This window comes from Streptomyces bambusae (assembly GCF_019400985.1).
GTDB lineage: Bacteria > Actinomycetota > Actinomycetes > Streptomycetales > Streptomycetaceae > Streptomyces > Streptomyces bambusae_A.
Genome location: NZ_WTFF01000239.1, coordinates 1 through 11,587, shown reverse-complemented (window position 1 = coordinate 11,587; position 11,587 = coordinate 1). Strand labels below are relative to the sequence as shown.

The following is an 11,587-nucleotide window of genomic DNA, read 5'->3' as shown; positions in this document are numbered from 1 at the left end:
TAGGATAACTCTATGTACCGTAGATTCACTTTACACATTCTCTTAATGCTGTCATTTCTTCTTATATGTCAGTGCATGCAGTAGGTTAACATCACCGGCGGATGTCCTTCGCCGGCTTCAATTGTGTATAAAAGACAGTGGCTTGGCCGGCGCCAACCCGCCGGGCTCGGGATCACCGAGCCCGACCGGTGCCTGCGCCTCCGCCGGGGGTGGCGGCTGCTCCGGGGATAGTGGCTGCTCCCGGGGCGGTGACTGCTCCGGGGGTAGTGGCGGCTCCGGGGGTGGGGCGGCGCGGGCCCGGATTCCGGGGGTGAAGGTCCCGTCCGCCGCGCGGGCGGTGACCTCGGCGACCTCCCCGGTCAGCTCGCAGGCGGTCACGGCCGCACCCTGGGCGCGGGCCACCCGCGCCGCCGCCGCACAGGCGGCCTGCGGCCCGCGGCTCCAGCTCGTCGCGGCGGCAAGCGCGGAGAGATCGGCGGCGGCAGCCGCCCGATGCCGGGCGACCACGGCCTGGCCCAGCAGGAGCACCCCGCCGAAGACCGCGCCCAGCACCGTGGTCACCAGCGCCGCCCACACCGTGGCAGACCCCCGCTCACGCCCCGGCGAGCCCCGGGCGCCGCCGCGGCGCCACCCCGGCCTCCGGCCGACACGGCTCCGCACCCGGTCCAGGACCCGGCCCAGTTCCTCCAAGCCCCGACGCAAACTCCGCCTCAGCCCCGCCAGGCCCAAGTGGCGGCCAGGCTTCCGGCCCTCCGGGGCCCGGCGGGCCGGAAGGGTGCCCCTGTCCCGGTCGGTGATCATGGCGGCGGTCCCGAGGTCGGAGGTGGCTCTGCGGGGGCCTCGGCCAGGGCTACGGCCTGGGCACCCAGGCGGACCTGGAAGGCTTGGGGGCCCGGCGTCGCGGCGGCCACTCGGACGCGCCACAGGTCGCCCTCGCGCACCACGTCCACCTGGGCTCCCTCGGGTGCCGCCGAGCGGGCGGCCGCCAGCACCGTGCCCCTCGGTTCGGACCGGGCCGCCGCCCGGGCACCGGCCCGCGCCGCGTCCACGCACCGGATCTGCGCGGCGGCCGCCATCAGCGCCCACACCAGCAGCGCTGCGAAGAGCACCAGTGCCGGGATCACCATCGCCGCCTCCGCGGTCACATATCCCCGATCACCTCGATCCACTCGATCGCTCCGGTCACCCCGATCCCTCCCGTCACTCTGATCGCTTCGGTCACTCCGATCCCTCCCGTCACTCCGATCGCTCCGATCGCTCGAATCACCTCGGTCATCCCGGTCGCGCCGGTCGCCCTTTCCCCCTGAGCCCTCAGAACGGCACATCGAGCGCCTTTCCGATGGTCGACTGCAACGCCGTGGAGACCACGTCACTCGTCACCACCTTGTACAGAACGGCCGCGAATGCACAGGCCGCGATCGTGCCCATGGCGTATTCCGACGTGGACATCCCGGCATCGGCCCGCCGACCGCCCAGGACTTCCACGATCCGGCCTCGGACGAGAAAGAAGATCTTCATGACGACACACTCCTTGTCTTTTCGGATTTTTGATGTGCTCTCAGCTTCCGCCGAGCAGCGAGGAGGCCATTCCGATCACCACCGGAGCGACACCCACGGCCAGAAATGCAGGCAGGAAACACAGTCCGACCGGCGCCGTGACGAGCACTGCCGCACGCTGGGCCCGGGCGGCGGACCGCCGGGCCCGGTCCTCCCGCAGGCCCGTCGCGAGCCGGGAGACCGGCTCCGCGACCGGCGCGCCGGTCCGCGCGGCCCGGTCCAGGCACTCGGCGAGTGCCCGGGCGCCCGGTATCTGCGCCAACCTCCCCCACGCGGCGCCCGGTTCGCCGCCGAGCCGCAGCTCCGCACCGGCCAGCACCAGCCGCTCCCCCACGGGGCCGCCCAGCGACTCGCCGACCACCTCCGCGGCCTCCACGGGGCCGGCGCCGGCGGCCAGGCAGGCAGCCACCAGGTCGGCTGCGAAGGGGAGTTGGCGCTCCGCCTCCGCCGGATCGGGCAACCCGGGATCGGGCGCCCGCACCCGGCGCCGCAGGTGATGGACGCCGAGCCCGGCCGCGGCGCCGACCAGCACGCCCAGCACCCCGCCGACCAGCACCCAGCCCGCGGCCAGCGCACCCGCCGGCGCCGCCCAGGCCATGACCGCCGCCCGAAACCGCGGTCCGGGCCGGGGCCCGCGGCGGACCGGTTCGCGGACGAGGAGGGCGGCGAGCCTTCTGCGGACCGCCCGCTCCCGCAGCCGGGCCGCCGCCCCGGCACCGAGGCACAGCGCCAGCGCCACCACCCCCAGCGCCGTCCCCAGCCTGTGGACGACCGGTCCGCCCGCCGTCGCCGGACCTCCCGCCGACGCAGGACCTGCGGCCATCACAGGACCCGTCACCGCAAGACCTGCCGCCATCGCCGGACCTGCCGGCACCGCAAGACCTGCCGGCACCGCCGACCCGACACACGCCGCCGACCCGCCCCACGCTGCGAGACCGCCCCACACGTCGGGACCGCCCCACGCCGCCGACCCGGCGCACACCGCAGGCCCCGCCAGCACCACAGGTCCCACCACCTGCATCAGGCCGTCCATCACCGCTCACCCCCTCGCACGATCCGAAGGCACCACAGCAGCCCCAGCGCCTCCAGCACCCCGCCCACCGCCAGGCAGCCCAGCCCGAGCGGGGTGTGCAGCAGCACCCGCAGCGGATCGGCGCCCAGGGCCGTCCCGATCAGGAGTCCCACGACCGGCAGCACCGCGAGCACCACCGCCGTGGACCGGGCCCCGGCCAGCTGGGCCCGCAGCGACTCCTCCCGGTCCCGCTCCGCACGCAGGGCCCCTTCCAGCCGCTCCAGCCCCGCGGCCAGCCCCCCTCCTCCGTCCACCGACACCCGCCAGCACGCGGCCATCCCGGCCAGCCCCTCCGCACCCGGTTCGCGGGCGGCCATCCGCAGCGCCCCGGGCACGTCCCCGCCGAACGCCGCCGCGGCCAGCACCCCGGCCTCCGCCGGGCCCGGTCCGCCCGGACCCGCGACCGTCCGCCGTATCGCCGAGGTGAGCGCCTGCCCCGGCTGCGCCCCCGCCCTCAGTTCCCCGGCCACCGCCCCGCACAGGGCGAGCACCTCCGCCGCCCGCGCGGCCCGGGACCGCGTCCGCTCCCGGGCACGCAGCCAGCGGCGTACCACCGGCACCGCGAGGGAGCCCGCCACCAGCGGGATCACCGATCCGGCGAGCAGCGCGAGCACCAGTCCCGCCGGGACGCACACCCACTCCCGCCGGCGTGCCGCGCGCAGCCGCACCGCGGCCGCCAGCCGCTGCCAGGGCACGGGACCGCCCGGCGGCGGCACCACGACACCCCCGGCCAGCACCACCCGGGCCCGCCGGGACACCCGGTCGCCGCCTGCCAGCAGCCAGGCGGCCGCGCCGCCGCACAGGGCGGCCGTGAAGAGGGGCAGCTGCCCGGCCCACCCCGCCGCCGCGCTCACCGCGCACCTCCCAGCAGGGGTCGCAGGCCTTCCCAGCCCCGCTCCCGGACGAAGCCCCGCTCGCCCCAGCGCAGCGCCGGGACCGTGACCACCAGGCCGGCCGGGTCCCGCTCCAGCACGTGGATCTCGGCCACCCGCCGCCGCCCGGCCCGGTCCCGCACCAGATGGATCACCAGGTCCAGGGCGGCGGCCAACTGGCTGTGCAGGGCGGCCCGGTCGAGTCCCGCGGCCGTACCGAGCGCCTCCAGCCGGGCCGGTACGTGGACGGCCGCATTGGCATGGACCGTCCCGCAGCCGCCCTCGTGCCCGGTGTTGAGCGCGGCCAGCAGGTCCGCCACCTCGGCGCCCCGCACCTCGCCCACCACCAGCCGGTCCGGCCGCATCCGCAGTGCCTGCCGGACCAGATCGGCCAGGGTCACCAGCCCGGCGCCCTCCTGGTTCGCCGGCCGGGTCTCCAGGCGCACCACGTGCGGGTGGTCGGGCCGCAGCTCGGCGGAGTCCTCGGCCAGCACGATCCGCTCGCCCGGCCCCACCAGTCCCAGCAGGGCGCTGAGCAGGGTGGTCTTGCCGGTGCCCGTGCCGCCCGAGACCACGAACGACCGCCGGGCCGCCATGCCCGCCCGCAGCACCCGCTGCCCGCCGGGCGGCAGGGTCCCGGCCGCGACCAGCTCGTCCAGCGTGAACGCCCGCGGCCGCACCACCCGCAGCGACAGACAGGCCGAGCCGACCGCCACCGGCGGCAGCACCGCGTGCAGCCGGGTCCCGTCCGGCAGCCGGGCGTCCACCCAGGGCCGGGCGTCGTCCAGCCGCCGCCCGGCCACCGCCGCCAGTCGCTGCGCGAGCCGGCGCACCGCCTCGGCGTCGGTGAAGGCCACCCGGGTCAGCTCCAGTCCGCCGCCCCGGTCCACCCACACCCGGTCGGGCGCGGCGACCAGCACGTCGGTGACCTCCGGATCGGCGAGCAGCGGCTCCAGCGGGCCCGCGCCCACGAGCTCGGACCGTAACTCGGCGACCACGCCCAGCACTTCCGCGTCCCCCAGCCCCCGGCCCTGGGCGCGCAGGGCCGCCGCCACCCGGGCCGGGGTCGGCTCGGCGCCGCTCTCGGCGAGCCGCTGGCGCACGGCGTCGAGCAGTCCCGTACTCATGCCGTCACCGCCTGACCGGCGGCGAGCGCCTGCTGCCAGAACCCGTCGCAGAACCGGGCCAGTGCGCCGCGCGCCTGCGCGCCCGGCGGCTCGCCCTCGGCCACCCGTCCGGGCAGCCCCACCTCCATCGGCACCTCACCGGCCAGCGGCACCCGCAGCAGGCCGGCCACCGCCTCGGCGTCGAGCCCGGCCGGGCACCTGCCGCGCACCACGGCCCGTACGTCACGGGCGTGCATCCGCACCCCGGCCGACACCCGGGCCGCCGCGGCGACCGAGCGCAGCTCGCCCGGCACCACGAGCAGGACCAGGTCCAGCTGCGCGAGCACCTCGGCCACCGCCTCGTCGACCCGGCGGGGCAGGTCGACCACGAGGACCCCGCCGCGCCGGCGGGCGGCGGCCATCACCGACCGCGTCGCGGCGGGCGGCACCACCACCCGGTCCCCGCGGTCCCAGCTGAGCACGCGCAGGGCGTGCAGCTCGGGCAGGGAGTCCGCCAGGGCCCCGGCGGCGACCCGGCCGCGCGAGCGGGCGAAGTCCGGCCAGCGCAGGCCCTCGGCGCTCTCCCCGCCCAGCATGACGTCCAGCCCGCCGCCCAGCGGGTCGCCGTCGATGAGGATCGTCCGCTGCCCCGAACGGGCCGCCCGCAGGGCGAGCGCACAGGCCAGGGTGGAGGCTCCGGCGCCGCCGCTGCCGCCGATCACCCCGACGGCGAGCGCGGGCCGCCCGGCCCCCTCCACCACGTCGGCGATGCGGTCGACGAGCTCCGCCTCGGCCTCGGGCAGCCGCAGCACCTCCTCGGCCCCGAGCTCGACCGCCCGCTGCCACACGGCCGGCTCGGCCGGTCCGCGGCCGACGAGGAAGACGCCGTCCCGGCGGGGCGCCCCGCGCACCCGCCGCGCGGCGTCGTCGCCCACGAGCACCAACGTGGCCGATTCCCATCCGCTTTGCTCCGGCACCGCATGCTGCACATGCGCCTCGGCCCCCGCGGCGGCGCACAGCCGCAACAGGTCGTCGAGCAGCGCCGGGTCCTCCGTGATGATCAACGGCCTGCCGCCACCGGGCACGACGCGCTCCAGCACTTCACACGACTGCGATCCAGCCACGATCTCCGCCCCCTTCTCACAGCAAATCCACAACCGCGGACTTCGCGGTCGGAATCACCGTGCAGGCATCCCGGAAATCATGTGGATCTTGGTCCAAAACTGTGGACAAGAAGTGCCATGTGAATAACCCGCTCACCCCAACAGGTGAGTTTCGGAGCGCGGCGGAACCACTACGCACCGTGACGAGTTCGGCGTGATGAGGGGCGACGCCGTACGAGGCGCCACAAGAGGAAGGATCGAGGGGCCGGACGACCGAAACCGCGTCCGGACATGCGACGACCCCCGCCGGGGGGGAGAGCGGGGGTCGTCCCCACGGCCGACTCGGGGGGGGAGGAGTCGGACCGGGTTAGCACGGTCGCGAACGATCCGTGACTTCCATGGTGTACCCGAGAGGCCTCTCAGGCAAACCCACGCGCCCCACCTTACGCCGAATGGTGGGCGCATATGCTCGCCTCGTGGAAAACCAGTCCTTGCCGCACTCCTTGCCTCGCACCGCAGCCTTCTTCGACCTGGACAAGACGGTCATTGCGAAGTCGAGCACACTGACGTTCAGCAAGTCCTTCTACCGGGGCGGCCTCATCAACCGGCGGGCCGTGCTGCGGACCGCGTACATCCAGTTCATCTTCCTGGCCGGCGGCGCCGACCACGACCAGATGGAGCGGATGCGGGAGTACCTGTCCGCCCTGTGCAAGGGGTGGAACGTCCAGCAGGTACGCGAGATCGTCGCCGAGGCCCTGCACGACCTCATCGACCCGATCATCTACGACGAGGCCGCCTCGCTCATCGAGGAGCACCACACGGCCGGCCGCGACGTGGTGATCGTCTCCACCTCCGGCGCGGAGGTCGTCGAGCCGATCGGCGAGATGCTCGGCGCCGACCGGGTCGTCGCGACCCGCATGGTGGTCGGCGAGGACGGCTGCTTCACGGGCGAGATCGACTACTACGCCTACGGACCCACCAAGGCCGAGGCGGTACGCCAGCTGGCCGAGTCCGAGGGGTACGACCTCGCGCGCTGCTACGCGTACAGCGACTCGGCGACCGACCTGCCGATGCTGGAGGCCGTGGGCCACCCGCACGCGGTCAACCCGGACCGCGCGCTGCGCAAGGAGGCCTACGCGCGCGCCTGGCCGGTGCTGGTCTTCAACCGCCCGGTCCGGCTCAAGCAGCGCCTGCCCGGGCTGTCGATGCCGACGCGGCCGGCACTGGTCGCGGCGGCCGCGGTCGGCGCGGCAGCGGCCACCGCGGGCCTGGTCTGGTACGCGAGCCGCCGCCGGGCGCACGCACTCGCGGCCGCATCGGCCTGACGTACGGGCCTGGCGGGTGCTCCACCCGAGCCCCCGCCGGGACCTCGCCGGACACCCCGGCGGGCCTCCGCCAAGCCCGCGCCGGACACCTCCGCCGGGACCCCGCCACGCCCTCGCCGGACGCCCCCGCCGGGACCCCGCCAAGCCCTCGCCGGACACCCCGGCGGGCTCTCACCGACCGTCGCCGCACCCGCGCCGCCCCTCCCGGCACCCCGGCTGACCTGCGCCGACGCAAGCTGTCCGATTCGCCCTGACCCGCCCCGGAAAGTAAAGAACTGCGGCAAGGGGTTCCACTTACCCCCTCGGCGCGGTACAAATGAATCAACGGCCCGCGAGACCAAGGACATCCGAGAGGATTTACTTAAGAACGCAGCAAGGCCCCACGGACCGGAGCATGAGCGCTTGGCACCCACGCGACGTCGACCCGTCGATTACGGGCCAGCCGCACCAGGTGACGGGCAAAGTCCCCGACCTGATGGGCAAGTATCGAGGACGCTTGGTAACTGGGCGTAAATGCCAGCGGCGACACCATGAGCAGTACGGTGTCGCCGCAACCCATGTCCGGGGACTTTTCCCGGCCCGGCCGGCCCTCCCGAGCGCCCGCCACGCGCCGCGATACGCAGCGGCCACGCACCGGGACTCGGCGGCCACGCACCGGAACCTGACGGCTCAGCTCCGAGACCCGGGCAGCCCCGCCCCGGAAACGCCCCGAAAAGCTCAGGCAGCTCCGCGCTGCAGCGCCTCGCACACCGCCGTCGACTCCCGCACACCGAGCTCGACCGCCCGCCCGCAGTGGGTGATCCACGCGGCCATGCCCTCCGGCGTCCCGGAGACGTAGCCGTCGAGCGCGGCCAGGTAGGCCGCCCGCCCCAGCTCCGCGTGTCCGACCTCCGCCGGGCAGATCGCCTTGGGGTCGAGGCCGCTGTTGATCAGGACGATCCGCTCCGCCGCCCGGGCGACCACCCCGTTGTACGAGCCGAACGGCCGCAGCGCCACCAGCTCGCCGTGCACCACGGCGGCCGTGACCAGTGCGGGGGCCGAACCGCCCGCGATGATCAGCCGGGACAGGCCGTCCAGCCGGCCCGCCACCTCCGCGGCGCTCGGCAGCGGCAGCTCGACCAGCGGCTCGGCCACCGGCTCGCCCGCCAGCCGCGGCCGGCCCACGGTGTCGTCGGCGCCGCCTCCGCCCGCCGCGACCAGGTGCAGCCGCGCCAGCACCCGCAGCGGCGACTGCCGCCAGATGCTCAGCAACTGCCCGGCCTCGGCCGTCAGCCGCAGCGCGGCGCCCACGGTGCGCGCCTCGTCGTCCGCGCCGAAGTCGGTCCGGCGCCGTACCTCCTCCAGCGCCCAGTCGGCACCGGACAGCGCGGCGCTGCCGCGCGCCCCGCGCAGCGCCGCCTCCGAGGTGATCTCCGCGCTGCGGCGGCGCATCACGCGGTGACCGTAGACGCGGTCGACGGCCTTGCGTACGGATTCCACGGACTCGGCCACGCCCGGAAGCGCGGCCAGCGCGGCCAGCGGATCGGCGGGACCGGCAGGCGTGGTCGCTGACGTACTCATAGGTAGGGAGCCTACGCACCTTGCGCACCCGCCCCACCTTCGAGTGGTCTTCTTCACTCACCTTGACCACTCGACGCATCCATGCCACTACCCTACGTGAACATGAAGATCGCTTTCGTAGGAAAAGGGGGCAGCGGCAAGACCACGCTGTCCTCCCTCTTCGTCCGCCACCTGGCAGCCGGCCGGGCCCCTGTCGTCGCGGTGGACGCCGACATCAACCAGCACCTGGGAGTGGCGCTCGGGCTCACCGAGGAGGCGGCCGCCGCGCTGCCCGCCCTGGGCGCGCACCTCCCCCTGATCAAGGAGTACCTGAGGGGCTCCAACCCCCGGATCGCCTCCGCCGAGACGATGATCAAGACCACCCCGCCCGGCGCCGGCTCCCGGCTGCTGCGCGTCGGCGAGGACAACCCGGTCTACGCCGCCTGCGCGCGCCCCGTGGAGCTGGACGGCGGCTCCGTCCGGCTGATGGCGACCGGCCCGTTCACCGAGGCCGACCTGGGCGTGGCCTGCTACCACTCGAAGGTCGGCGCGGTGGAACTCTGCCTGAACCACCTGGTGGACGGCCCCGGCGAGTACGTCGTGGTCGACATGACGGCGGGCTCCGACTCCTTCGCCTCCGGCATGTTCACCCGTTTCGACATGACCTTCCTGGTCGCCGAGCCGACCCGCAAGGGCGTCTCCGTCTACCGCCAGTACAAGGAGTACGCACGGGACTTCGGCGTGGCCCTGAAGGTGGTCGGGAACAAGGTGCAGGGGCCGGACGACGTCGACTTCCTGCGCACGGAGGTCGGCGAGGACCTCCTGGTGACCGTCGGCCAGTCGGACTGGGTCCGGGCGATGGAGAAGGGCCGGCCGGCCTCCTTCGCACTGCTGGAGGACGGCACCCGGCAGGCCCGGGAGGCCCTGCGGGACGCGGCCGACGGATCCTACGCCCGCCGTGACTGGGCCCGGTACACCGAGCAGATGGTCCACTTCCACCTGCGCAACGCCGAGAGCTGGGGCAATGCGAAGACCGGGGCGGACCTGGCGGCCCAGGTCGACCCCGGCTTCGTACTCGGCGAGCAGCCGCCGCTCACTCCTCCTCGGCCGACTCCCCTGACCCCTCTTCCGACTCCTCAGCCGGCGTGAGCGGCGCGGGCGCCGCGGGAGCGGGCAGCGGGACGGCCGGGCCGGTGGTCATGAACTTCTCCCAGCCCTCCTTCGGCGCCTGACCGACGTCGAGCGTGCGCAGCCAGGCGAGGGCCTTCGGGTCCTGGGCGTCCAGCCAGTCGGCGAGTTCGCGGAACGGCACGCAGCGGACCTCGGGCTGGGTGCAGACCGTCTTGATCGTCTCCTCCACGGCGCGCATGTACGTGCCGCCGTTCCACGACTCGAAGTGGTTGCCGATGATCAGCGGGGCGCGGTTGCCCCGGTAGGCGCGCTCGAAGGCCTGGAGCAGGCCGTCGCGCATCTGGTTGCCCCAGTAGGTGTGCTGCGAGGGGTCGCCCTGGGAGGTACTCCCGGACTGGTTGACCATGTAGTTGTAGTCCATGCTCAGCGTGTCGAAGGCCCGGCCGGGCATGGGGACGAGCTGGAGCGGGATGTCCCACAGGCCGTCCGTCCTCTTGGGCCACTTCTGCTTGCTGATGCCGCTGGAGTCGTAGCGGAAGCCCAGGTCCTTGGCGGCCAGCATGAAGTTCTTCTGGCCTTCGAGGCAGGGGGTGCGGGCCCCGACGAGCTCCTTGTCGTAGTCGAAGGGGAGGGGCTTCGCCTGCTTCAGGCCCGAGTTCGTCCGCCAGTTCTTCACGAACGACCGGGCCTGGCTGATCTCGCTGCGCCACTCCTCGACCGACCACGTGCCGACGCCGCCGTCGGGGCCGCAGAAGTGGCCGTTGAAGTGGGTGCCGATCTCGTTGCCCTCCAGCCAGGCGCCGCGCAGCTGCTCGACGGTGTCCTTGATGCCCTGGAGGTCGCCGAAGCCGATCTCGGAGCGGCCCGGCTCGTGCTGCGGAGCGGTATAGAGGGAACGTTTCTCCTCTGGCAGCAGGTAGACGCCGCTGAGGAAGTACGTCATCCGGGCGCGGTGCTTCCGGCCGACCTCGCGGAAGTGCGAGAACAGCTTCTGGCTGTCCTCGCCGGCCCCGTCCCAGGAGAAGACCACGAACTGCGGGGGCTTCTGACCGGGCTTCATCCGCTCCGGCTTCACCACGTTCGGCTGCGGCCCGGTGTACGCGGTCGAGCCGTCCCCGATCAGCCGGAGCACACTGCCGGGTGCCTCGGGGGCCGCGGCGCCCTTCCGGGCGCCGGAGCCCGGCCGGCCGGCGTCCGAGCCGCTGCATCCGGCGGCGGCGAGCACCAGCGCGGTGGCGACCAGGCCGCCGGCGATCTTCTTGGTGGTGTCCGTGGCGGTCATGTCCGCCCACCTCTCCTTTGGCCGTAGGGGGTTGCGCAGCTTCGTGGCGAAACGTCCCACGCGGCCGACCCGGGAAAGGTGTGACAAGCCGGACAAAATGATTAATCACTCGGGCGAGTTAACTTGTGGCCCATTTGCCCGTTATGTCAAGCAGGGTTCTTTACTCTCCATTACCTTTCGTTTACCAAGTATTGAGACTGCCTTGCCTCCCGCCGCTTCATCCCTTGCCCAGAGGAGACGGGACATGACCCCACGCACGACCCGCTTCACCGCCGACCTGTCCGCCTCCATCGCCGTCTTCCTGATCGCCCTGCCGCTCTCACTCGGCATCGCCCTGGCCACCGGCGCCCCCCTGCAGGCCGGCCTGGTGGCCGCGGCGGCCGGCGGCATCGTCGCCGGCCGGCTCGGCGGGGCCCCCCCCCAGGGGAGCGGGGCCGCCGCCCGGCTCCCCCGCCTCACCCCCGGGGTTGTCCCGCACTACGGCTGGCGCCCCACCCGCGCCCTCCCGGGGGTGGGCGGCCTTTTTCCGCCCCGCCCTCCCCCGCTGCGCCACGCCCCGGCCCCCCCGGTGGGGGGGCCCCCCCGGGGGCCGTCTCTTTT

At 74.0% G+C, this 11,587-nt stretch carries 12 protein-coding genes; 3 read left to right on the top strand and 9 right to left on the bottom strand.

The window, feature by feature from the left end; all coding sequences use genetic code 11:
* Positions 1 to 117: 117 nt before the first annotated feature.
* The 7 genes from GPJ59_RS38935 to ssd all read right to left on the bottom strand — a co-directional run bounded on the left by GPJ59_RS38935 (position 118) and on the right by ssd (position 5,731).
* Positions 118 to 561, bottom strand: a complete 444-nt coding sequence (locus tag GPJ59_RS38935) for an Rv3654c family TadE-like protein (RefSeq protein ID WP_374200907.1) — start codon at positions 559 to 561, stop codon at positions 118 to 120.
* A 236-nt stretch (positions 562 to 797) separates the two neighbouring features.
* Positions 798 to 1,145 carry a TadE family type IV pilus minor pilin gene (locus tag GPJ59_RS37825; RefSeq protein WP_308120498.1) on the bottom strand — a complete coding sequence of 116 codons (348 nt, stop codon included), beginning with the start codon at positions 1,143 to 1,145 and terminating at the stop codon, positions 798 to 800.
* Between the two features lie 166 nt (positions 1,146 to 1,311).
* Positions 1,312 to 1,518 (bottom strand): DUF4244 domain-containing protein, encoded by a 207-nt coding sequence (locus tag GPJ59_RS26545; RefSeq protein WP_219670225.1) that lies wholly within the window; start codon positions 1,516 to 1,518, stop codon positions 1,312 to 1,314.
* Between the two features lie 40 nt (positions 1,519 to 1,558).
* The gene (locus GPJ59_RS26540; protein ID WP_219670224.1) at positions 1,559 to 2,380 is read right to left on the bottom strand and encodes a type II secretion system F family protein; all 822 of its coding nucleotides are present in this window, start codon (positions 2,378 to 2,380) and stop codon (positions 1,559 to 1,561) included.
* Positions 2,381 to 2,589: 209 nt separating this feature from the next.
* Positions 2,590 to 3,483, bottom strand: a complete 894-nt coding sequence (locus GPJ59_RS26535) for a type II secretion system F family protein (protein WP_308120497.1) — start codon at positions 3,481 to 3,483, stop codon at positions 2,590 to 2,592.
* Positions 3,480 to 4,628: a TadA family conjugal transfer-associated ATPase gene (locus GPJ59_RS26530; protein WP_219670223.1), complete on the bottom strand. Its 1,149-nt coding sequence runs from the start codon at positions 4,626 to 4,628 to the stop codon at positions 3,480 to 3,482. Before GPJ59_RS26530 ends, GPJ59_RS26535 begins: the two co-directional genes overlap by 4 nt.
* Positions 4,625 to 5,731, bottom strand: coding sequence for a septum site-determining protein Ssd (gene ssd, locus GPJ59_RS26525; RefSeq protein WP_219670222.1), 1,107 nt, complete (start codon positions 5,729 to 5,731; stop codon positions 4,625 to 4,627). The genes GPJ59_RS26530 and ssd overlap by 4 nt, the downstream gene beginning before the upstream one ends.
* Before the next feature lie 431 nt (positions 5,732 to 6,162).
* Here ssd and GPJ59_RS26520 point away from each other — a divergent pair, with 431 nt between their 5' ends.
* A complete protein-coding gene (locus GPJ59_RS26520) occupies positions 6,163 to 7,035 on the top strand; it encodes an HAD family hydrolase (RefSeq protein ID WP_219670221.1) in 873 nt (290 codons plus the stop codon).
* Between the two features lie 717 nt (positions 7,036 to 7,752).
* On the opposite strand, the gene GPJ59_RS26515 is transcribed toward GPJ59_RS26520, so the two are convergent.
* On the bottom strand, positions 7,753 to 8,595 hold the full coding sequence (locus GPJ59_RS26515; RefSeq protein WP_219670220.1) for an oxidoreductase: 843 nt from the start codon (positions 8,593 to 8,595) through the stop codon (positions 7,753 to 7,755).
* 102 nt (positions 8,596 to 8,697) lie between these two features.
* On the opposite strand from GPJ59_RS26515, the gene GPJ59_RS26510 reads away from it, so the two are divergent.
* Complete coding sequence (locus GPJ59_RS26510) at positions 8,698 to 9,723, top strand: ATP-binding protein (protein ID WP_219670219.1); 1,026 nt, start codon at positions 8,698 to 8,700, stop codon at positions 9,721 to 9,723.
* Here GPJ59_RS26510 and GPJ59_RS26505 read toward each other — a convergent pair.
* Positions 9,668 to 10,987, bottom strand: coding sequence for a hypothetical protein (locus tag GPJ59_RS26505; RefSeq protein WP_219670218.1), 1,320 nt, complete (start codon positions 10,985 to 10,987; stop codon positions 9,668 to 9,670). The two genes, GPJ59_RS26510 and GPJ59_RS26505, sit on opposite strands and share 56 nt — an antisense overlap.
* A gap of 244 nt (positions 10,988 to 11,231) precedes the next feature.
* Here GPJ59_RS26505 and GPJ59_RS26500 point away from each other — a divergent pair.
* Positions 11,232 to 11,587 (top strand): SulP family inorganic anion transporter (locus tag GPJ59_RS26500; RefSeq protein WP_258024949.1); only part of this gene is annotated, 356 nt, incomplete at its 3' end.